Genomic DNA, 19,407 nt, shown 5'->3' with positions numbered 1-19,407 from the left:
CCGACGCACGGTGAGCCATCGGTTGTGTAACAGCCGAGGTTTACCGCTGTTTTCCAGGGGTAACGCCGCTCTTCCGGACGTTACGGGCGCAGTCGGACAACGCTGTCGGCAACGATGTCGGACGACGTGTCGGGGGCTCACGAGGAGCCCGGCGGGTGGCTGTCAGGACCGGATCAGGACTGCGGCAGCCGGTACAGGCCGCCCTCCAGCGGCTCGACGAGACCGTCCGCGACCAGGCCGTCGAGCGCGCGGGCCCGCTGCACCGGCTCGTGCCACACCGCGTCGAGCGCCGCCTGCGGCACGGAACCGGTGGCCTCCCGCAGCACCGCGAGCAGCCGGCCGCGCACCTGCCGGTCGGTGCCCGCGTACGTCTGGCCGCGCCGCGCGGGACCCTCGTGTGCGGGCTTCCCCGCCAGCCGCCAGGCGCACTGCGCGGCGATCGGGCAGCGTACGCACGTCTCGTTCTTCGCGGTGCACACCAGCGCGCCCAGCTCCATGGACGCCGCCGCCCAGCGGGCCGCCGTCACCTCGTCCTCGGGGAGCAGGGCACGCGCCAGGCGCCGCTCGGCGGCGGTGGTCGCGGTCGGCGGGTACTGCACGCCGGCGACGGCGCGCGCGAAGACCCGGCGCACATTGGTGTCGAGGACCGCGTGGCGCTGCCCGTACGCGAACGAGGCGACCGCGGCCGCCGTGTACTCGCCGATGCCGGGCAGCGCGAGCAGCTGGGCGTGGTCGGCCGGCACGTCGCCGCCGTGCCGTTCCGTTATGGCGAGGGCCGCGCCGTGCAGACGCAGCGCGCGGCGCGGATAGCCGAGCCGGCCCCAGGCGCGCACCGCCTCGCCGGGTGCGTCGGCGGCCAGGTCGGCCGGGCGCGGCCAGCGGGCCAGCCACTGCTCGTACACCGGAAGGACCCGGCTGACGGGGGTCTGCTGGAGCATGAACTCGCTGACCATCACGCCCCAGGCGCCCGCTTCGGGGCGGCGCCAGGGCAGGTCGCGAGCGTGCTCGCCGAACCATCCGATGACGGATTCGTGGAGGACGGCGGGCTCGGTCGTCTCGTTCGTGGACACGGTGGACACGGGGGGCGTCGTCGGCAGAATGTTCATCGCAGAGCCGATCCTGGCACGACCGGCCTTCGAGGGGGGCGCGCGGTGCCCCTCAGCGGCGTGCGTGCTGCCGCGCGTGCACGCGTGCGCCGGGTCCCGCGAACCAGGCGACCGCCGACACGTCACTCGTACGCATCGACTCGGCAAGCGCCCGCACCGGCCGGGTGCCCGCCTTGACGACGAGCAGCGCGATCAGGGAGCCGAGCACCAGGCCGACCGCCACGTCGTGCGGGTAGTGCACGCCGACGAAGACCCGCGAGAAGGCCATCGCGAGCGCCATCGGCACGGTGAGCATCCAGATCCGCGACCAGGCGAGGGCCAGGCCGACGGCCGCGGCGCCCGCGATGGTGGCGTGGTTGGAGGGGAACGACCAGTCGCCGTGGGTGGGGCAGGCGATCAGCGAGGCCGCCGCGCCCGACACCGCCCGGCAGGGCCGCTCCTCGTCGATCAGCGACTTCATCACCTCGCTGCACAGGTAGGCGGCCGCCGTCGCCAGCGGCGCCAGCAGGGCGAGGGCGAACGACGTCGTGTCCCGGCGGCGGGCCCGCCACCAGGCGCAGACGAACAGCACGCCGAACAGCAGCAGGCCGAGCTCCGTCCAGACCTCGACGAAGCTCTGCACCCAGGACGGCATGTCGTGGGCGAAGTCGGTGATGTTGCGGTAGAGCTCACTATCCATGGTGACGGACAGTATGAATGATGAAGGAGGGGCGACCACGAGCCGACCGCCCGATGGCCGCCCGATGAACCGCCGGGCGACTGCCGGGCGACCGCCGGGCGGTCGTGGGGCGGTCATCGGGCGACGCCTCCGAAGCGCCGGCACGCCGTTCCGGGATGATGATCCGCAAAACTTGCCCGGAGTAGCGGCGGGTGGGGCGGGAGTTGGGGCCGATCTCTCGTAAGGTTCGGTGCGTGGGATCTCTGCGCAATCCGGTCGGGCCGCTTCCCTCCTCCATCTATTGGCGACGGAGGGCGGTCGCGCTGTCCTTGATCGCGCTGCTCGCCGTCCTCGTCCTGTGGGCCGTCATCTCCGGTGGCGGCAGCGGTAACAGAAGCGGCGGCACCAACAAGGGCCCCGATCCCACGCAGTCGATCACCCCGGGTCCCTCCGGCTCGGGCCCCGCCATCAGCACGGCGCCGGGCGGTCGCGACGCGTCGGGCGGCTCGGGAGGGTCGGGTTCCGGCGGTTCGGGAGGCTCGGCGGGTTCTGCGGGCTCTGCGGGTTCCGGCGGGGCCAACTCCGGCGACGGTGGTACGAGTACGGGCTCGGGCGGCTCGGCCGGCTCCGACTCCGGTTCGGGCGGCGGGAGTTCGGGCGGGGGCGGCGGCGCGGGCGACACCGGGGTCCGGGTGCCGGCCGGGTCGAGCGTGCCGACCTGTGCGCCGGGCTCGCTGAGCCTGGTGCTGCGCAGCACCAAGACGTCGTACGAGCCCGGTGAGAAGCCGCGCATCGAGGTCGTCCTGAAGAACAACGCGACGTCCGCGTGCAAGGCGGATCTCGGGCCGAAGGGGGCGGTGGTGACGGTGACCTCCACCGGCAACGACCGGGTGTGGTCCACGGAGGACTGCGCGCCGGGTGACGCCGGGGCCTTCTTCCAGGTGCCGGGGGCCTCGTCGATCACGCACACCGTGGAGTGGGACCGGTCGAAGTCCGCGCCGGGGTGTGCGACTCCGCCGGCGGGGGCGGTCGAGCCCGGCACGTACTTGGTCGAGGCGCACTTCCCCGGCCTTCCGGTGGCCCGAGCGTCCTTCGCCCTGGCCAAGGACTAGCCCCCCCGGGGGTTCGCCACGGGATTCCTCCCCGGCCACGGCCCATGCCTGCTGGCTCGCGCCCCCAACCCCGCCTTCATCCGCGGACCGTGCCCGCTTCTCGCGCAGTTCCCCGCGCCCCTAACGGGGCTCGGTGGAGGCCACCTCAGCCCGTCCGGCGATTGAGGACGAGCGCCGTTCAGGCGCGAATCGGGGTCTGGGGCGGAGCCCCAGGGGTGGGCTGGGGCTGGGGGCTATACGTAGCGCTCCAGGATGGAGGACTCGGCCAGCCTCGACAGGCCCTCCCGCACGCTCCGCGCCCGCGCCTCCCCGACCCCGTCGACCGTCTGGAGGTCGTCCACCGAGGCGGCCAGCAGCTTCTGAAGCCCCCCGAAGTGCTCGACCAGACGCTCGATGATCGCCCCCGGCAGCCTCGGCACCTTCGCGAGGAGCCGGTAGCCCCGTGGGGACACCGCCGAGTCCAGCGTCTCGGGCGAGCCGCTGTAGCCCAACGCCCGTGCCACTATGGGCAGTTCGAGCAGCTCCGCGTGGGTGAGGTCGTTGAGCTCGCGCAGCGCCTCGTCCACCGTCCGCGAGCGCTTGGCCGTGGGTTCGGGCACGTAGTCCCGTACCACCAGCTCCCGCTCCGGCTCGACCCCGGCGATCAGCTCGTCCAGCTGGAGCGAGAGCAGGCGCCCGTCCGTGCCCAGCTCCACCACGTACTCGGCGATCTCCGTCGCGATGCGCCGCACCATCTCCAGACGCTGGGCCACCGCCGTCACGTCCCGGACCGTCACCAGGTCCTCGATTTCGAGGGCGGACAGCGTGCCCGCCACCTCGTCGAGGCGGAGCTTGTAGCGCTCCAGGGTCGCGAGCGCCTGGTTCGCGCGGGACAGGATCGCCGCCGACTCCTCGAGGACCCGGCGCTCCCCGTTCACGTACAGCGCGATCAGCCGCATGGACTGGCTGACGGACACCACCGGGTAGTTGCACTGCTTGGAGACGCGGTCCGCCGTGCGGTGGCGGGTGCCGGTCTCCTCGGTGGGGATGCCGGCGTCCGGCACGAGCTGCACACCGGCCCGGTGGATCTTGGTGATGTCCTTGTCGAGGACGAGCGCGCCGTCGAGCTTGCACAGCTCGCGCAGCCGGGTGGCGGCGAACTCGACGTCCAGGACGAAGCCGCCCGTGCACATCGAGTCGACGGTCTTGTCGAGGCCCAGCACCAGCAGACCGCCGGTGTTGCCGCGCAGGATGCGCTCCAGGCCGTCGCGGAGCGCGGTGCCGGGCGCGACGGCGCTCAGCGCGGCACGCATCAGTGCTTCGTTACCGGAGCCTGTGCCGGACTTTCCGGGTGATGATGCCCGGTCGTTGGCTGCCACTGCACTCCTCCGGTGTTGCTCATACGGCGCGTACTGCTCGCGAGCTGCTTGCGTACCGCTCGTACGGACGGGCGAGACCAGGGCAAAGTCTACCGGCGCGGCTACTCCTCCCGTGGGGCCTGTGCGCGACGCCCGCGTGGCAGCACCCGCAGCGCGTCCCCCATGTCGGCGACTTCCGTGACCTTCATACCGGCCGGGACCTTCCCCGGGTCGGTCGGCACCAGGGCGTGGGTGAAGCCCAGACGGTGCGCCTCGGCGAGCCTGCGCTGCACCCCGGTGACCCTTCTGACCTCGCCCGCGAGGCCGACTTCGCCGATCGCGACGAGGTTCTTGGGCAGCGGAGTGTCGCTGGCCGCGGAGGCGAGCGCGAGGGCGATCGCGAGGTCGGCCGCGGGCTCGGAGAGCTTCACGCCGCCCACCGTCGCGCTGTAGATGTCGCGTTTGCCGAGCGCCGTGATCCGGCCCCGCTGTTCGAGCACGGCGAGCATCATCGAGACACGGGAGGTCTCCAGGCCCGAGGTGGTGCGGCGCGGGGACGGGATCTGCGAGTCGACGGTGAGCGCCTGCACCTCGGCGACCAGCGGGCGGCGGCCCTCCAACGTGACGGTGAGGCAGGTGCCCGGCACCGCGACGTCGCGCCGGGTCAGGAACAGGCCGCTGGGATCGGTGAGTCCGGTGATGCCCTCGTCGTGCAGCTCGAAGCAGCCGACCTCGTCCGTCGCCCCGTAACGGTTCTTGACGCCCCGTACGAGACGCAGGCGCGCGTGCCGGTCGCCCTCGAAGGACAGCACCACGTCCACCAGGTGCTCCAGGAGACGGGGGCCCGCGATCGCGCCGTCCTTGGTGACGTGGCCGACGAGCAGCGTGGACATGCCGCGCTCCTTGGAGGCGCGGATCAGCGCGCCCGCGACCTCGCGGACCTGGGCCATGCCGCCGGGGGCGCCGTCGATCTCGGGCGAGGCGACGGTCTGTACGGAGTCGAGGACGAGCAGGGACGGCTTCACCGCGTCGAGGTGGCCCAGGACCGCGGACAGGTCGGTCTCGGCGGCCAGATAGAGGTGGTCGTTGAGGGCTTTGATGCGGTCGGCGCGCAGCCGGACCTGGCTCGCGGACTCCTCGCCCGTGATGTAGAGGGTGCGGTGGTCGTCGCTCGCCGCCTTGGCCGCCACGTCCAGGAGCAGCGTGGACTTGCCGACGCCGGGCTCGCCCGCGAGCAGCACGACCGCGCCGGGCACGAGGCCGCCGCCGAGCACCCGGTCGAGCTCGGCGACGCCGGTGGTGCGGGCGGTCGCCTGCCGGCCGTCGACCTCGCCGATGGGCAGCGCGGCGGTGGAGACCCGGCCGGCCGCCGTGGTGCGGACCGCGGGCGCGCCGTACTCCTCGACCGTCCCCCACGCCTGGCACTCGGGGCAACGGCCGAGCCACTTGGCGGTGGTCCAGCCGCATTCGGTGCAGCGGTAGGACGGCCGGTCCTTCGCGGATTTCGTACGGGCAGCCATGGCGTCACCGTATAGGGGCCCACTGACAATCCCGCCGGGCGGCCGCACATGCCCCGGGTTGTCCGCGCCCCGCCGTTCGGGTGGATGCCGCCGGGGGCGCGTCGCCCCGCTCGCTTGCGCCCGTTTGCACAGTGCGTGATGGGTCTGCCATGGAATGCCGTGGAATTCCCGATTCCTGTCCCCTTTTGAGGGATACGTTCACCCGTAAGGATTAAATGTGTTCAACCGGTACGAAGAACCCCTCATGCTGCGCCTACGGTCGCACGCGTGACGAGCAGCAGACTGGATCAACCAGCGCACAACACCGGCGCACACCGGGCGCAGCGCCGTGCGCCCCGTACGTTGGCCCAGCGCCCGCCCGCGCGTTACGAGGCGTATCTGGACGGCCTGTTCACGTACTGCCTCTCCGTCCTGTGCGACCACGACGAGGCGACCGCCGCTCTCGGTGACATGCTGGCCGTCTCCGAGCGCCAGTACGCGCGCTGCCCCGCGGGCGAGGCCGAACGCAGGGCGTGGCTGTACGCGCTGGCCCGCTGGGCCTGTCTGCGGGGGCTCGCCGAGCGCAGGCGCAACCGCCAGGGCGCGCACACCGGCCGCACCCCGGAGGCGGCCCCCGCCGTCGAGGTCTCCGACGAGGAGCGGGAGCGCCGCCGCCGCGAACTGGCCCTGCTCGCCTGGCCCGAGGCCGCCGGCACCACCCCCGAGCAGCGCGAGGCGCTCGAACTCGCGGTCCGCCACCAGCTCGGTGCCCGCGAGGTCGCCTCCGTGCTCGGCATGAACTACCCGGCCGCGCGCGAGCTGCTCGCCGCGGGCGCCTGCGAGGTCGAGCGGACCCGGGCCGCGCTCGCCGTCGTCGAGATGGGCGGCTGCCCCGCGGTCGCCCAACTCACCGGCGACCACGAGGTGTTGCTCTCCGCCGCGCTCCGCCGCGAACTGGTGCGGCACGTCGACGACTGCCCCCGCTGCCGTCGCGCCGCCGAACGCGCGGGCGCCTCGGGCCCCTGGCCGGGCTCGACCGTCACGCCGGCCGCGCTGCCGCTGGCCGAGGCGCCGCGGGCCGCAGCGCTGGCGGCGATGCTGCACGTGCCGCGGGCGCGCGGCGTTGCCCCGCGTTTCGACCGCGCCGGGTTCCCGATGGACCCCAAGGACCGGGCCGCCCGGCGGGACCGGCTGCGCGCGAGGGCCGTGACCACCACGGTCGTCGCGACCGTCGTCGCGGCTCCCGTCTTCGCGCTCTGGGCCGCCTACCGCGGCGCGCCCGCCACCGGCGAACCGGAGAGCGGCGCGAAGGTCACCGCGAGCGAGGCCGACAACCCCGGCGGGCTCGACGGCCGCCCGTCCGACCGCTACGAGAACGCGGGCAACGCCCGCAACGCGCCCGACGCCCGCTTCACCGAGGGCAGCCGCACGCCCGACGTCTCGGTCGAGGTCATCAGCCCCACCACCGCCCCCGCGGGCCCCGGCGCCCCCGGGCTCGCGGTCGCGGCGAGCTCCGCGGGCGACACCACCGTCCTGACGCTCACCTCGACCGGCGGCGCTCCCGCCGACTGGTCGCTGCGCAGCAGAGCCGGCTGGCTCGTCTTCAGCCAGAGCGCCGGCAGGCTGGCGCCCGGCACCGCCGTCACCGTCTACATCCGGGTCGATCACGGCCGGGAGCCCCACCACGCCTGGTCGGCGCGGGTCGAGGTGGCCCCCACCGGCGCCGCGGTACGGATCAGCGGCGACGGCACCCCGATCGTGACGCCGTCCTCGCCCGACCCCGGCACCACGGGCCATCCCGGTCCCGGCGGTTCCAGCGCGCCCGCCTCGACCCCGCCCACCCAGAGCCCGAGCAGCCCCACGCCCACGCCCACCCCGACGCCACCGAGCCAGAGCCCGACGCCGCCCGCCGACACCCCGACCCCCACCCCGACGCCGCCCTCGCCGACCCAGAGCGGCTGACAACTCCCCTGCGGAGCGCGCGAGTTACCGCTCCGGGTCCGCCGGGTGCGGTGCGACCAGCGGAAGCAGCGAGGCGAGCCGCGCCTCGCACTGCTCGACCAGGACGGCGTACGCCCGCGGCCCCATCAGCTCGGTGAGCTCCGGCTTGTACGTGACGTACACGGGCTCGCCCGCGCCGTGCGCGGAGGTCGCCGACGTGCACCACCAGTGCAGGTCATGACCGCCGGGTCCCCAGCCGCGGCGGTCGTACTCGCCGATCGAGACCTGCAGCACCTTGGTGTCGTCGGGCCGCTCGATCCAGTCGTACGTCCGGCGCACCGGCAGCTGCCAGCAGACGTCCGGCTTGGTCTCCAGCGGCTCCTTGCCCTCCTTCAGGGCGAGGATGTGGAGCGAGCAGCCCATGCCGCCCGCGAAACCCGGCCGGTTCTGGAAGATGCACGACCCGTTCCAGCGGCGGGTCTGGCGGTCGCCGTCCTCGTCCGTCTGGATCCAGCCCGTCTCCGTACCGACGTCGTGGAACTGCCACAGGTCGGGAGTGAGCCGCGCCACGTGCCCGGCCACCCGCTTCTCGTCGTCCTCGTCGGAGAAGTGGGCGCCCAGCGTGCAGCAGCCGTCGTCGGCCCGGCCCGCCTCGATGCCCTGGCAGCCGCTGCCGAAGATGCAGGTCCACCGCGAGGTGAGCCAGGTCAGGTCGCAGCGGAAGACCTGCTCGTCGTCGGCGGGGTCGGGGAACTCGACCCAGGCGCGCGGGAAGTCGATCCCCTGCTCGTCCTGAACCGGAGGGGCGGGGTTCTTCGCGGCATTGGCTTTGCCCGGCTTCGCCTTTTTCGTCTTTGGCACACCTCAAGCGTATGTCGGAGGGCGTCTTCGCAGGCGCAGTAGCGTTCGGTCCATGAGACTCGGAGTCCTCGACGTGGGGTCGAACACGGTTCATCTGCTGGTGGTGGACGCGCACGCCGGTGCCGCGCCGCTGCCGGCGCACTCGCACAAGGCCGAGCTGCGCCTCGCCGAACTCCTCGACGAGGACGGCGCGATCGGCCCCGAGGGCATCGACCGGCTCGTCGCCACGGTCGGCGAGGCGCTGCTCGCCGCCGAGGACAAGGGCGTACAGGAACTGCTGCCCTTCGCGACCTCCGCGGTCCGCGAGGCCAGCAACGTCGACCTCGTCACCGCGCGGGTCCGCGACGAGACCGGGGTCGACCTGGGCGTGCTCTCCGGCGAGGAGGAGGCCCGCCTCACCTTCCTCGCGGCCCGCCGCTGGTACGGCTGGTCGGCGGGAAAGCTGCTCCTGCTCGACATCGGCGGGGGCTCCCTCGAAGTGGCGTACGGCATCGACGAGGAGCCGGTCGCGGCGGTCTCGCTGCCGCTGGGCGCGGGGCGGCTGACCGCGGGCTGGCTGCCGGGCGATCCGCCCGACCCGTCCGACGTACGGGCGCTGCGCCGGCACGTACGGGCGCAGATCGCCGGAACGGTCGGCGAGTTCACCCGCTCGGGACGGCCCGACCACGTGGTCGCCACCTCCAAGACGTTCAAGCAGCTCGCGCGGATCGCGGGGGCCGCGCGGTCGAGCGAGGGCGCGTACGTCCGGCGCACCCTGAGTCGAACATCACTGGAGGAGTGGGTGCCCAAGCTCGCCGCGATGACGGCCGAGCAGCGCACCTCGCTGCCCGGCGTCTCGGTGGGCCGGGCGCCGCAGCTGCTCGCCGGGGCGCTCGTCGCGGAGGGCGCGATGGACCTGTTCGGCGTGAACGAGCTGGAAGTCTGCCCCTGGGCGCTGCGCGAGGGTGTGATCCTGCGCCACCTCGACCACCTGCCGGTGAGCTGAGGGGCGGGAGGGGCGCCGGGGCGAGCGCGGGGGAGCGCGGGCCGCGGAGTTACCGGCGAGTGTGACGTTCGTCGGTCTCGCCGGACCGCCTCCCCGCCCGGCGGTGACGGCCCGTACGCTGTCTGCGTGGCAGAACCAGTGGTGCGCATCCCGGATGCGAAGGTCGCCCTGTCCACGGCGTCGGTCTATCCGGAGTCGACAGCGACGGCCTTCGAGATCGCGGCACGCCTGGGCTACGACGGCGTCGAGGTCATGGTCTGGACCGACCCCGTGAGCCAGGACATCGAAGCCCTGCGGCGACTCTCCGACTACCACCAGGTGCCGATCCTGGCCGTCCACGCCCCGTGTCTGCTGATCACCCAGCGGGTCTGGTCCACCGATCCCTGGGTGAAGCTCCAGCGGGCGCGGGCGGCGGCCGAGAAGCTCGGCGCGTCCGCCGTGGTGGTCCACCCGCCCTTCCGCTGGCAGCGCCAGTACGCGCGCGACTTCGTCAACGGGATCTGGCGGATGACGGACGAGACCGACGTCAGATTCGCCGTCGAGAACATGTACCCGTGGCGCTACCGGGACCGCGAGATGCTCGCCTACGCGCCGGACTGGGACGTGACCAAGGACGACTACCGCCACTTCACCGTCGACCTGTCGCACGCCGCGACGTCCCGTGCGGACGCGATGGCCATGGTCGACCGCATGGGAGACCGGCTCGCCCACGTGCACCTCGCGGACGGGCGCGGTTCGGCCAAGGACGAGCACCTCGTGCCCGGCCGGGGTACCCAGCCGTGCGCGGAGCTGCTGGAGCGCCTCGCCCTGACCGGCTTCGACGGCCACGTCGTCATCGAGGTCAACACCCGCCGGGCCATGTCCGCCGCCGAACGCGAGGCCGACCTCGCGGAAGCCCTGGCCTTCACCCGCCTCCACCTGGCCTCCGCCCCAGCCCACCGCGCCTGACCCCCGCTCCGACCACGGCCCCACCCCGGACCCGCGGTCAGTACGGGGTGCCCTACAGGGGCGCGGGGCTGTGTCATTGCGCGGCTCCGCCGCGGTGGGCGCGACTGCACGACGGCGGGGTGCCCTACTAGGGGCGCGGGGCTGTGTCATTGCGCGGCTCCGCCGCGGTGGGCGCGACTGCACGACGGCGGGGTGCCCTACTAGGGGCGCGGGGCTGTGACATCGCGCGGCTCCGCCGCGGTGGGCGCGAGCCGTTCGGCGCCGGTGCCCTACTAGGGGCGCGGGGCTGTGTCATTGCGCGGCTCCGCCGCGGTGGGCGCGAGCCGTTCGGCGCCGGTGCCCTACTAGGGGCGCGGGGAACTGCGCGAGACGCGGGCACGGTCCGCGGACGAAGGCGGGGTTAGGGGCGCGGGGAACTGCGCGAGCAACCACGCACGGTCCGCACCCGCACCCGCACCCGCACCCGCACCCGCCCCGCCCCGCCCCGCCACGCGACCCCGCAGGGAAGGGCCACATGGCGAACCCCGAGTCCCGCCATTCGGACACCCTGTCCAGATCCTGGAGCCACGGCGTAGGCTCACACCAAGGCCCACCCATACCTAGGAGACGAGCGACGATGCCCGAGCTGAGGTCCCGCACAGTCACCCACGGCCGTAACATGGCGGGCGCCCGCGCCCTGATGCGGGCCTCCGGTGTAGCGAGCGAGGACATCGGTAAGCCGATCATCGCCGTGGCGAACAGCTTCACGGAGTTCGTGCCGGGCCACACCCACCTCGCCCCGGTCGGCCGCATCGTCAGCGAGGCGATCCTGGCCGCCGGCGCCGTGCCCCGCGAGTTCAACACCATCGCCGTGGACGACGGCATCGCGATGGGCCACGGCGGCATGCTCTACAGCCTCCCCTCCCGCGACCTCATCGCGGACAGCGTGGAGTACATGGTCGAAGCCCACTGCGCCGACGCCCTGATCTGCATCTCCAACTGCGACAAGATCACCCCCGGCATGCTGATGGCGGCGCTGCGCCTCAACATCCCCACCGTTTTCGTCTCCGGCGGCCCGATGGAGGCCGGCAAGGCGACCCTGGTGGACGGCACGGTCCGCACGCTCGACCTGGTCGACGCGATCTCGGACGCCGTCAACGACAAGATCTCCGACGAGGACATCCTCCGCATCGAGGAGAACGCCTGTCCCACCTGCGGCTCCTGTTCCGGCATGTTCACGGCCAACTCCATGAACTGCCTGACCGAGGCCATCGGCCTCTCCCTCCCCGGCAACGGCTCGGTCCTCGCGACCCACACCGCCCGCCGGGCGCTGTACGAGAACGCGGCCCGCACGGTCGTCGACATCACCAAGCGGCACTACGAGCAGGACGACCACACCGTCCTGCCCCGCTCCATCGCGACCCGCGCCGCCTTCGAGAACGCCATGGCGCTCGACATCGCGATGGGCGGCTCCACCAACACGATCCTGCACCTGCTCGCCGCCGCGCAGGAGGCCGAGCTCGACTACGGGCTCAGCGACATGGACGCCGTCAGCCGCCGCGTCCCGTGCCTGGCCAAGGTCGCACCGAACGTCGGCAAGAACCGTACGTACTACATGGAGGACGTGCACCGCGCCGGCGGCATCCCCGCCATCCTCGGCGAGCTGTACCGCGCGGGCCTGCTCAACGAGGACGTCCACACCGTCCACTCCCGCTCCATCAAGGAGTGGCTGGACGCGTGGGACGTGCGCGGCGGCTCTCCTTCCGCCGAGGCCGTCGAGCTGTGGCACGCCGCGCCCGGCTGCGTCCGTTCGGCGACCGCCTTCTCGCAGTCCGAGCGCTGGGACACCCTGGACACCGACGCCGCCGAGGGCTGCATCCGCGACGCGGCGCACGCGTACAGCAAGGACGGCGGTCTCGCCGTCCTGCGCGGCAACCTCGCCGAGGACGGCTGCGTCGTGAAGACGGCCGGTGTCGACGAGTCGATCTGGACCTTCGAGGGCCCGGCCGTGGTCTGCGAGTCGCAGGAAGACGCCGTGGACAAGATCCTCCGCAAGGAGATCACGCACGGCGACGTCGTCGTGATCCGCTACGAGGGCCCCAAGGGCGGCCCCGGCATGCAGGAGATGCTGTACCCGACGTCGTTCCTCAAGGGACGCGGCCTCGGCAAGACCTGTGCGCTGATCACCGACGGCCGCTTCTCCGGCGGCACCTCGGGCCTGTCCATCGGCCATGCCTCGCCCGAGGCGGCGTCCGGCGGCACGATCGCGCTCGTCGAGGACGGCGACCGCATCCGGATCGACATCCCGGGCCGCTCGATCGAACTCCTCGTCTCCGAAGCCGAGTTGGCGACCCGGCGCGACGCGCTGAACGGCGTGTACGCCCCGAGGAACCGCGAGCGCAAGGTGTCCGCCGCGCTGCGCGCCTACGCCGCGATGGCCACCAGCGCCGACCGCGGCGCGGTCCGCGACGTGTCGAAGCTGGGCTGACACCACTCCGACCCGCGCTCGGGCCACTCGGACCCGATCGGGCCGCCCAGGACCACTCGGGTCGCTCGCACCGCTCGGCCCCGCAGAGTCTTGCCGGCCCCCGGCCCCCGGCCTCAGACGCCCCGCCAGGCCCCCGCCTGACGGGGCGTCACCAATTCCCGACGTCCCCGGGATCGACCCCGAAGACCGACCCGTCCGGCGAGGCCGCGTACGCCCGCCCACCGACGACGAGCGGTGCGGGAAGGGCCGGCGTGAACGTGTAACGCCCGCCGTTCATACGGGGGTTGGTCTGCCCCGCGAGTACGCCCTGGTGTGCGTGCGCGTCAAAGACGAGCAGCCTGCCGTCGGCGCCGGTCAGATACACCCGGCCGCCCGATGCGACCGGCCGCGAGGCGCGGGCGAGCCCGGTGTCGAGCCGCCAGGCCTCGCTCCCGAGCGCCGCGTCGACCGCGGCCAGCGTCCCGCCCGCCCCGAAGAGATAGACGCTGTCCCCATCGACCCCGGCCTGCGCCTGGTCGAGCGGGGCCGCGAGCAGTGAGCGCCGCACCGTGTGCGTGGCGGTGTCGACGCGTACGACCGCCGAGGTGAAGCCGCCCGCATCGGTGGCCAGGAGGAACACGGCGTTCGCCCGCGCCGCGACGGGCCGCAGCCGGCCCTCCGCCCGTGCCTGCCACCGCTGGGCGCCGGTGGCGGGATCGACGGCGGCCACGGAGGTCGAGCCGCCGTCGGGGCCGGGGGTGACGACGTAGGCGGCTCTGCCGTCGCCGGCCACGACCCACTGGGCGCGGGCGCCGCCGAGCGGCTTGCGCCACATCTCCTTGCCGGTGGCGGAGTCGAGGGCGGTGACGTGCCCGTCCGCCGTGGTGAGCAGCACGACGGCACCCGCGGGGCGCACCCCCGTGTACGCGGACACGTCGGCGGACCACACCTGCTTCCCGCTCTCCGGGTCGTACGCCCGCAGCGGCCCGCCGGGCGCCCGCGCGAGCACCCGCCCGCCCGCCACCATCGGGGCGTAGTCGTCCGAGAGCGACTGGCCACCCGGGCCCGGAACCGACCACACGACCTTCCCGCTGACCGCGTCGAGCCTGGTCAGGGCGACCCCGGGCGCGGAACAGTACAGCGCGCCGCCGCCGTTCCCGTTCGCGCCGCCGTTCCCGTTGCCGTTCCCGTCGTCGCCGGCCGAGCAGAAGGCCGTGCGGTCCTCGCCGCCGTTCGCTGCGCCCGGCCCCAATCGGGTCTGCCAGGGCCGGAACTGGGGACCGCCGGGGATGCCGGGCGCGCCCGTCTGCTCCGACGCGGCCACGGCCCCGGTCCCGTCGGGCATCGCCTGAACGGCCACCACGGTCCCGCCGAGCACGGCGGCGAGCCCGAGCGCGGCGAGGCCCCAACGGACCCGGCGGCCGGAGGGGGAACGGCCCGACGGCGGCCCGTCGCCCCCGGCATCACCCGCCGTCGGCCCGCCGTCACCCTCGTCGGCGCTGCCGCCGTCCCCCGACCGGGGTCGGACCGGGTTGCGGAACTGCTGCGTGGGGATGGACGCCTCGGACCCGTACGCCGCCGACCGCAGCGACGTCATCAGCTCGTCCGGCGTGGGCCGTGCGCCGGGGTCCTTGGCGAGGCAGCCGCGCAGCACGGGCACGAGGTCCTCGGGCACACCGCCCAAGTCGGGCTCGTTGTGCACCACTTGGTAGGCCACGATGTACGGCGACTCGGAGTCGAATGGCCCCCGGCCGGTCGCGGCGTGCACCAGCACCGCGCCCATGGCGAACACATCGGCGGCGGGCCCGACCTCCCGCGGCCGCTGGAACTGCTCGGGCGCCATGAACGGCGGGGTGCCGATGAGCTTGCCGGTCTCGGTGCGCAGATCACTGTCGGACGGACGCGAGATGCCGAAGTCGATGACCCGGGGCCCGTCGGCGGCGAGCAGCACGTTGCTCGGTTTCAGGTCGCGGTGGACCACTCCCGCCCGGTGGATGTCGCGCAGCGCCTCGGCGAGCCCTGCGCCGAGCCGGCGCACCTCCGCGGCAGGCAGCGGGCCGCTGTCCTTGACGCGCTCGGCGAGCGTGGGTCCGGGAATGTGCACGGTGGCCATCCAGGGCCGTTCGGCGTCCGGGTCGGCGTCGACGACGGAGGCGGTGAAGGCACCACTGACCCGGCGGGCCGCCGACACCTCCTGCCGGAACCGCGCCCGGAATTCCGGATCGGCCGCGTGCTGCGCGTGCACGATCTTGACGGCGAGCCGCATGCCGGAAGGCGAGGTGGCCAGATGCACCACCCCCATACCCCCCGCGCCGAGGACGGATTCGAGCCGGTACGCACCGACGGATTCCGGATCCTCGGAGCCCGGCGCCCCGAAGCCGATATTGCGCGGCGACGCCATGGCCGACCCCCGTGTGTCCGTTGTACGCGCGCTCCGACGGAGCCTAGTCGATGGCACGTGCCCGCCCGATGGGGCTTGCTAGCCTGCGTGTTGCACACAGAGTGAAGCCAAGGGGGGACCCGAGCGGGGCCCCGTGGGGGAGACCGAGATGACAACGGAATCGGCTGAAACAAGCGCATCGGCGTCGCTGGGGGCGCGCCGCTACCCGGTGGCCCCGGGGTGCGAACTGAACGTGCGCAGTGGTCCCGGCACCAACTACACGATCGTCGACACCCTGGACCTGGGCGCCTCGGTCCCGGTGAACTGCCAGACCCCCGGCACGCGCGTCACGGGCCCGTACGGCACGTCGAACATCTGGGACAACATCGGCAACGGCCGCTACGTCGCCGACGCGTATGTGAAGACGGGGAGTGACGGGTACGTGGCGCAGCGCTGCGGATAGCCGGGGAAGCGCCCGCCACGGGGATAATCGTCCCCATGAGCGAGAACACGGGCGACAGCGCCGCGGCGGGCCGGGACGCCGAGGCGGTGGCCGGCGGCCCCCGGCCCGAGCCGATCCGCTTCTTCGGCACCAGCTGGGTGGAGCACGACCAGGGCTACGGCCTGCGCAGGGCCGGCACCGCGATCGGCTCGCTCGTCGCCGCCGCGGCGGCCTGCTTCGTCCTGCGCTTCGCCTACGAGGGGCTGCAGATCGCCGACACGGGCGCCTTCGTGAGCGTCCTGGTCGTCGTGATGTTCGCGATCTGCAGCGCGCTGGCCTTCCGCAAGACCTGGGAGGGCTACTCGGCCCGCCCCGCCGACCCGGACGCGGACCGCTCCCTCCAGGGCCTGAAGGCGATCGGCTTCATCGGCTCGCTCCTCGCGTACTTCTTCCGCACCTTCACGGAGGCCCCGGGGGAGGGGCTGCACCGCAAGGAGTACGAGACGGCCCGCACCCAGTACGAACGCCGCCGCGGCACGAGGACGGGCAACCCGTCGGCCCGCAAAAAACCGAAGCGCAAGTAGCCCACACCCGTCCCCTCCCGTCCCCTCCCGTCCCCTCCCCTCCCCTTCCTCTCGCCGAGCACGACCGCGGGGCCTTCATTTCCGGGGAACCCTTGCCTGGCCGCGCCTGCGGGACCCTGGCCGCATCCGCGGGACCTGGTCGCAGCGCGGAGCACAAGTCCCGTGCTGGCGGGCCCAGTTGCGCGGCGGGGACAAAGCCCCGGCCGCTGGAACGGGTTCTGCCTCGCCGGGTCGGATCGTGGCGCCTCCGCCGCCCGCCGCCCGCCGCCCGCCCGTCGGGACGCGCGGACGGACTGAAAACATGATTGCCCCGCTCACCCCGCGCGGCAGACTTGCCGTATGACAACTCCGGCCGCTCACACCACTCCTGGCGTCGCTGCCCGCGCACAGTCCTTCAACGCCGCCGCGGCCCTGTACGCCGCGAACCGCCCTTCGTACCCCCCGCGGCTCCTCGACGCGCTGGAGGAACTGACCGGTCGCCCCCTTAAGGGCGCCCGGGTCGCCGACGTCGGCGCCGGTACCGGCATCGCCAGCGCCCTGCTGCACGCCAGGGGCGCGCGGGTCACCGCGATCGAGCCCGGTGCGGGCATGGCCGCACAGTTCCGCGCGGGCAACCCCGGCATCCCGTTGGTGCGGGGCGACGGCAACAGCCTGCCCCTGGCCACGGCCTCCACGGACCTCATCACGTACGCCCAGGCCTGGCACTGGACCGACCCGGCGAAGGCGGCCCCGGAGGCCCGTCGCGTGCTGCGGCCGGGCGGCGCGCTGGCCCTGTGGTGGAACATCGCCGACCACTCGGCGCCGTGGCTGGCCGCCCAGGACGCCCGGATCCGCGACTTCCTGGGAGTCGACCGCTCCGCCGAGCAACGCGCGGCCGCCACCACGAGCGGCAGCGCCGCCGCCGACCCGGCCAACGGCCCCGCCGAGCGCGTCGGCCCTCCCTCGACCGACCTCCCCGGCCTCGACTTCACGGAGCGCCGCATCCCCCACACCCGTAACGTCCCCCTCGCCACCCACCTCGCCAACCTGGCGAGCCACTCGGCGTTCCTGGTGCTCGGCGAGGAGCCGACGAAGGAGTTCATGACGAGTGAGCAGGCCGTGCTGAGCGAGATCTTCCCCGACGGCACGGTGGAGGAGCAGTACGTCGTCCACCTGCGACTGGCCCTGAACTGACCGCCGCGCCTCACGCACCGCACACCACGTGCCGCGCCCCCACCCCCGTACCGCCCATCGGACACCCCCCCTCTCCACCCCCGCCCCGGTGCGAGGATGACGTCACGAACCCCGCACCACCTGGAGGGTGACCGCATGACCCAGACCGTCGCAGTCCTCGGCACCGGCAAGATCGGCGAGGCCCTCCTCAGCGGAATGATCCGAGCCGGCTGGCACCCGGCGAACCTCCTCGTGACCGCCCGCCGCCCGGAACGCGCCGAGGAACTCCGCACCCGCTACGGCGTGGACGCGGTCACCAACGCCGAAGCCGCCAAGCGTGCCGACACCCTGATCCTCGCGGTCAAGCCCCAGGACATGGGCACGCTCCTGGACGAGCTCGCCCCGTACCTCACGAGCGACCGCCTGGTGGTCAGCGCCGCGGCGGGCATCCCGAGCTCCTTCATCGAGGACCGCCTCGCCGCCGGCACCCCGGTCGTCCGCGTCATGCCGAACACGCCGGTCCTGGTCGACGAGGGCATGTCGGTGATCAGCGGCGGCAGCCACGCGACCCCGGACCACCTCGCCCACACGGAGGAGATCTTCGGCGGCGTGGGCAAGACACTGCGCGTACCGGAGTCCCAGCAGGACGCGGCAACGGCCCTCTCCGGCTCGGGCCCGGCCTACTTCTACTACCTGGTCGAGGCGATGACGGATGCCGGAATCCTGCTCGGCCTGCCGCGCGCCCAGGCGTACGACCTGATCGTGCAGTCCGCGATCGGCGCCGCGGTGATGCTCCGCGACAGCGGCGAGCACCCGGTGAAGCTGCGCGAGGCCGTGATGTCCCCGGCGGGTACGACGATCAGCGCGATCCGGGAGCTGGAGAACCACGGGGTACGGGCCGCCCTGATCGCGGCCCTCGAAGCCGCCCGCGACCGCAGCCGCGAACTGGCCTCCGGCACCAACTGACACCACCCTCCGGTCGCCCCTCCCACCGGGCCCTCACGCGGGACCCATTACGTCCCTCGGCTAGCCCCTCTTGTAGAGCCGCCGCGTGGCCCCCGTGCCGGGGCGCCGCACGGCGGCGGCCGCCAGCCCTCCTCCGACCAGGGCCAGCCCGCCCCCGGAGAGCACGCACAGCACGCCGACGGGGGTGTGCGGAACAGCAGAGCGGGCCGCCTGGAAGACGGTCTCCTCACCGCCCGCCTCGCCCCCGCCGGCCGAGGCCCCGTCCGAAAGCCCGGTCGAAACCCCGGTCTGGGCCTCGGCTGATGCGTCGGCTGATCCGTCGGTTGATGCGTCGGCCGCCCCGGCCGATCCGCCGGCGGGCTCAGCGGGGATCTCGGCAGGCTCCGCGGGTACATCCGCGCCGCCCGGCGTCCACCCGGCACCACGGGCGCCCGTCTCGACGGGGGTCTCCACGCGCACCGGCACCGAGGGGACGGCCCGATGCCGGACGACCCCCCGCACGTGCCGTAGATCCGCGGCAAGCCGGCACCCGTCCCGCAACTTCGCCTCCAGCCGGGCCACCTCGCCGCACAAGTCCTCACCCGCGCACGCCCGTACGCGTTCGATCTCGCCCAGCGTCCCCTGGTTGACCGCCTCCACGACCCGGAGCCGCATCTGCGCGACGCGCCGGTCGCCGCTTTCGGCGTAGGCAGCCCCTGGCGCGGCGACCGACCCGAGTACGAGAAGGGTGGCGACGGCTGCGACGATCCGGAGTGGAGACCTCATGGCTGCCAAGCTAGGGCGCGGTCCGGCCCCTGAGATCGGCCGTCCTGCCACCCTCGTCCCGGCCGAAAGTACGAGGTCAGGGCCGTACGAACCCGTTCAACAGGAACGCGCCGGAACCATCCCTCGTACCCCCCTGTCGAGGGTTGACACGCCTCTCCCCGATACGTAGTGTTCTCCGAGTTGTCCGATGTGAGCGCCGACCCCGGTCGGTCCCCGGACAGCCAT

The 19,407-nt window shown here is 73.4% G+C and carries 16 protein-coding genes; 9 read left to right on the top strand and 7 right to left on the bottom strand.

Annotation, left to right across the window (positions count from 1 at the left end):
- Positions 1-173: 173 nt before the first annotated feature.
- The gene (locus tag OG432_RS14105; protein ID WP_328311285.1) at positions 174-1,106 is read right to left on the bottom strand and encodes an A/G-specific adenine glycosylase; all 933 of its coding nucleotides are present in this window, start codon (positions 1,104-1,106) and stop codon (positions 174-176) included.
- Between the two features lie 52 nt (positions 1,107-1,158).
- Complete coding sequence (locus tag OG432_RS14100) at positions 1,159-1,785, bottom strand: phosphatase PAP2 family protein (RefSeq protein WP_328311284.1); 627 nt, start codon at positions 1,783-1,785, stop codon at positions 1,159-1,161.
- A 233-nt stretch (positions 1,786-2,018) separates the two neighbouring features.
- On the opposite strand from OG432_RS14100, the gene OG432_RS14095 reads away from it, so the two are divergent.
- The gene (locus tag OG432_RS14095; protein ID WP_328311283.1) at positions 2,019-2,876 is read left to right on the top strand and encodes a hypothetical protein; all 858 of its coding nucleotides are present in this window, start codon (positions 2,019-2,021) and stop codon (positions 2,874-2,876) included.
- Positions 2,877-3,109: 233 nt separating this feature from the next.
- On the opposite strand, the gene disA is transcribed toward OG432_RS14095, so the two are convergent.
- Positions 3,110-4,234 (bottom strand): DNA integrity scanning diadenylate cyclase DisA, encoded by a 1,125-nt coding sequence (disA, locus tag OG432_RS14090; protein ID WP_267058701.1) that lies wholly within the window; start codon positions 4,232-4,234, stop codon positions 3,110-3,112.
- Positions 4,235-4,335: 101 nt separating this feature from the next.
- The gene (gene radA, locus OG432_RS14085; protein WP_328311282.1) at positions 4,336-5,733 is read right to left on the bottom strand and encodes a DNA repair protein RadA; all 1,398 of its coding nucleotides are present in this window, start codon (positions 5,731-5,733) and stop codon (positions 4,336-4,338) included.
- A gap of 267 nt (positions 5,734-6,000) precedes the next feature.
- Between radA and OG432_RS14080 the strand changes: the two genes are divergently transcribed.
- The gene (locus tag OG432_RS14080; protein WP_328311281.1) at positions 6,001-7,674 is read left to right on the top strand and encodes a hypothetical protein; all 1,674 of its coding nucleotides are present in this window, start codon (positions 6,001-6,003) and stop codon (positions 7,672-7,674) included.
- Positions 7,675-7,698: 24 nt separating this feature from the next.
- On the opposite strand, the gene OG432_RS14075 is transcribed toward OG432_RS14080, so the two are convergent.
- Complete coding sequence (locus OG432_RS14075; protein WP_443058385.1) at positions 7,699-8,514, bottom strand: hypothetical protein; 816 nt, start codon at positions 8,512-8,514, stop codon at positions 7,699-7,701.
- A gap of 52 nt (positions 8,515-8,566) precedes the next feature.
- Here OG432_RS14075 and OG432_RS14070 point away from each other — a divergent pair, with 52 nt between their 5' ends.
- The 3 genes from OG432_RS14070 (at position 8,567) to ilvD (ending at position 12,914) form a co-directional block, all read left to right on the top strand.
- The gene (locus tag OG432_RS14070) at positions 8,567-9,499 is read left to right on the top strand and encodes a Ppx/GppA phosphatase family protein (RefSeq protein ID WP_328311280.1); all 933 of its coding nucleotides are present in this window, start codon (positions 8,567-8,569) and stop codon (positions 9,497-9,499) included.
- Between the two features lie 126 nt (positions 9,500-9,625).
- Complete coding sequence (locus OG432_RS14065) at positions 9,626-10,447, top strand: sugar phosphate isomerase/epimerase family protein (RefSeq protein WP_328311279.1); 822 nt, start codon at positions 9,626-9,628, stop codon at positions 10,445-10,447.
- A 616-nt stretch (positions 10,448-11,063) separates the two neighbouring features.
- Complete coding sequence (gene ilvD / locus OG432_RS14060) at positions 11,064-12,914, top strand: dihydroxy-acid dehydratase (protein ID WP_328311278.1); 1,851 nt, start codon at positions 11,064-11,066, stop codon at positions 12,912-12,914.
- A 148-nt stretch (positions 12,915-13,062) separates the two neighbouring features.
- On the opposite strand, the gene OG432_RS14055 is transcribed toward ilvD, so the two are convergent.
- The gene (locus tag OG432_RS14055; protein WP_328311277.1) at positions 13,063-15,294 is read right to left on the bottom strand and encodes a serine/threonine-protein kinase; all 2,232 of its coding nucleotides are present in this window, start codon (positions 15,292-15,294) and stop codon (positions 13,063-13,065) included.
- Positions 15,295-15,442: 148 nt separating this feature from the next.
- Here OG432_RS14055 and OG432_RS14050 point away from each other — a divergent pair, with 148 nt between their 5' ends.
- From OG432_RS14050 to proC, 4 genes are all read left to right on the top strand, one after another.
- Complete coding sequence (locus OG432_RS14050) at positions 15,443-15,736, top strand: hypothetical protein (protein ID WP_328311276.1); 294 nt, start codon at positions 15,443-15,445, stop codon at positions 15,734-15,736.
- Positions 15,737-15,771: 35 nt separating this feature from the next.
- Positions 15,772-16,299: a hypothetical protein gene (locus tag OG432_RS14045; protein WP_328311275.1), complete on the top strand. Its 528-nt coding sequence runs from the start codon at positions 15,772-15,774 to the stop codon at positions 16,297-16,299.
- 339 nt (positions 16,300-16,638) lie between these two features.
- Positions 16,639-17,472, top strand: a complete 834-nt coding sequence (locus tag OG432_RS14040) for a class I SAM-dependent methyltransferase (RefSeq protein ID WP_328311274.1) — start codon at positions 16,639-16,641, stop codon at positions 17,470-17,472.
- A 135-nt stretch (positions 17,473-17,607) separates the two neighbouring features.
- The gene (proC, locus tag OG432_RS14035; RefSeq protein WP_328311272.1) at positions 17,608-18,417 is read left to right on the top strand and encodes a pyrroline-5-carboxylate reductase; all 810 of its coding nucleotides are present in this window, start codon (positions 17,608-17,610) and stop codon (positions 18,415-18,417) included.
- A gap of 60 nt (positions 18,418-18,477) precedes the next feature.
- Here the strand turns inward: proC and OG432_RS14030 are convergent, their stop codons facing one another.
- Complete coding sequence (locus tag OG432_RS14030; RefSeq protein ID WP_328311271.1) at positions 18,478-19,182, bottom strand: hypothetical protein; 705 nt, start codon at positions 19,180-19,182, stop codon at positions 18,478-18,480.
- Positions 19,183-19,407: the final 225 nt, after the last annotated feature.

The organism is Streptomyces sp. NBC_00442, from assembly GCF_036014195.1.
Lineage (GTDB): Bacteria > Actinomycetota > Actinomycetes > Streptomycetales > Streptomycetaceae > Streptomyces.
Note: the sequence above shows the minus strand (reverse complement) of the source record. Positions and strands in the feature narration are given on the sequence as shown.